The sequence below is a fragment of the Methylobacterium sp. WL6 genome (genome assembly GCF_008040095.1).
GTDB lineage: Bacteria > Pseudomonadota > Alphaproteobacteria > Rhizobiales > Beijerinckiaceae > Methylobacterium.
In genome coordinates this window covers 1-1,776 of the sequence record NZ_VRVH01000523.1, presented here as the reverse complement: position 1 = coordinate 1,776, position 1,776 = coordinate 1, and the positions used below count along the sequence as shown (strand labels likewise).

The 1,776-nt window shown below is 74.5% G+C and carries 1 protein-coding gene; it reads right to left on the bottom strand.

Features of this window, described 5'->3' with window-relative positions:
- Positions 1-1,776: UvrD-helicase domain-containing protein (locus FV230_RS27995; RefSeq protein WP_147844684.1), on the bottom strand; the 1,776-nt coding region annotated here is incomplete at both ends.

Sequence of the window (1,776 nt, the reverse complement as noted above, 5' to 3'; positions counted from 1 at the left end):
CGCATGCCGGGCGAGCGCGTCCTCCAGCGTCTCGGACCGGTCGCGGCCGGCGGCGATGCGGACGAGATCCTCGTCGGTGAGCCCGACCAGCGGCGTCTTCAGCGCGCAGGCCAGCGTCAGGTCGTCGGCGGGCAGCAGCCCGGCGCGGCCGATCGAGACGAGGTCGGCCACCGCGATGTGCGCGCCGACGTCGAGCCGGTCCTGGCCGGCGACCGGCACGCCGGCGCCCTTCAGCGCGCGGATCACCTCCTCGAAGGCCGGCCCGCGCTTGCGCACCAGCACCAGCACCTCGCCCGGCCGCCAGACCCGGCCGCTGGTGTCGCCCGCAGTGACCCAGGTCCGCACCGCGCGGGCGATCCGGCGTGCGGTGACGATCGCCGGCGCGTTGGCCTCCGGCGCGTCCACGGGCGCGGCCCAGGCGTCGGGCTCGACCTCCTCCACCGGCTCGGCGATCGGCCACAGCTCGACGGTGCCGGGCGCGCCGGCCCGCGCCGTGGTGTGGACGGTGCCGACCGCCGCATCGTCGAAGCCGAGGCCGTCGTAGTGCTCGGGCAGGTGGAAGGTGGCGTCGACCGCCCGCAACACGCCGAGGGTCGAGCGGAACGACAGCTTCAGGTCGACGTCCTCGAACCGGAGCTTGGCCGAGCGCGCCTCGCCCTTCCACTTGCCGTGCATCGTCGCGAACTCGCGCGGCTCGGCGCCCTGGAAGCTGTAGATCGACTGCTTGGGGTCGCCGACGGCGAAGCGGGTGCGCAGGGTCTCGCGCGCGCCGGCGCCGGTGGCGAACTCGGCGGTGATCCGGTCGAGGATCTGCCATTGCTGCGGGTTGGTGTCCTGCGCCTCGTCCACGAGCACGTGGTCGACGCCGCGGTCGAGCTTGTACAGCACCCAGGCGGCGTCGACCCGCGCGAGCAGGTCGAGGGTCTTGTGGATCAGGTCGTCGAAATCCAGCGCCCCGAGCTTGGCCTTCTGCGCCTCGATCCGGCGGTGGATCTCGGCGGCGAGGGTGAACAGCGCCTCGGTGCGGGCGAGCGCCCGGGCGCTGCGCAGGGCGTCGAACAGCGGCGCGAGCCGGTCGCGCTCGTCGATCAGCGCCGCGCGCACGTCCTCGGGCACCGCCTTGGTGCCCAGGCTCTTGTCGGCCTTCGGCTCGTCCTTGGCGGTGAAGAACACCGCGCGATAGAGGTCGAGCGCCTCCGGCCGGCCGTCGGCGGCCTCGGCCGCGAGCAGGCCGTCGGCGAGCTTCTCGTCGGTCGCCTTGCCGGTGCGCAGGCGCTCGGCGAAGGCCGGCTTGTCGGAGATCCCGCCGTTCAGGATCGTCTCCACCAGCGACGCGTCGGTCTGACCCGCGGCGAGGCCGAGGGCGGTGCCGAGCCGGGCGAATTGCCGCGTCAGCCCGCCCCGTGCGGCCAGCACCGTGCGCGCGGCCATGGCCTGCCGGATCGCCTTGCGCAGCGCATCGCCCGTCGCCTCCGGCGTCACGAGGTCGAGGGCGTGGCCGAGCCGCGCGTCGCCGCCGATTGCGGCGGCCAGCACCTGGTCGGTCTCGTTGGCGAACATCTCGCGCGACAGGTTCTCGTCCAGCACCGCGAACCGGGCGGGCACGTTGGCCTCGAACGGGAACATGTGCAGCAGCCGCTCGCACAGGGCGTGCAGCGTCTCGATCTTCAGCCCGCCCGGCGTCTCGACCGCGCGGGCGAACAGGCGCCGCGCCGCATCGAGGTCGGTCGGCGAGGCGGTGCGCCCCGTGAGCGCGGCGAGCTCGGCCGACAGCGC